We start from the raw sequence: 477 nt of genomic DNA on the forward strand, positions 1-477 counted from the left end.
GTGGCGTTGTCCGCGTTCGGGCGGTTCGGGTCGAGCGCGCGTGAGGCGGCAAGCGATAGTTGCACGGCCTTCGCGGTGAAGCGCCGGGCAGCTTCGCGCGGGGTTCCGGTCAGTTCGCCGGCAAGCGGGTGCCCGCCGTCCTCGTGCGGCTCGTAGGCGCCGCAGGACGCGAGCACGAGACGACGGGACTCCCCGGGGGCCCCGGGGAGAGTAACGGCCTCGACGACGGGATGGCCGAAGCTGGTGAGCGCTGATTCGTCGTCATCGCACGTCCCCAAGAGCGAAGTGAGCATGCTGCGGTCCCCCGGCAGCGTCTCGTCGTCCTCCGGGGAGACGCGGCGAAGGTTGTGATCGTTGGTCAGTCGCTGCGCCGTGTTTCCCGGCCTGGGCAGGATGTAGGCGCGGCAGTCTCCGCACCATGCGACGGTCAGCGGTCGGTTCGGTGCCGTGACGGCCACGACGGCGGCAGCGCTGGGG

1 pseudogene is annotated in these 477 nt (G+C 71.1%); it reads right to left on the reverse strand.

Features of this window, described 5'->3' with window-relative positions:
• A pseudogene (locus AN218_RS28685) lies at nt 1-477 on the reverse strand (mucin-2); the annotation flags it as partial.

Origin of the sequence: Streptomyces nanshensis, assembly GCF_001751255.1 — a bacterium.
In the GTDB taxonomy this organism is placed as follows: Bacteria; Actinomycetota; Actinomycetes; order Streptomycetales; family Streptomycetaceae; genus Streptomyces; species Streptomyces nanshensis_A.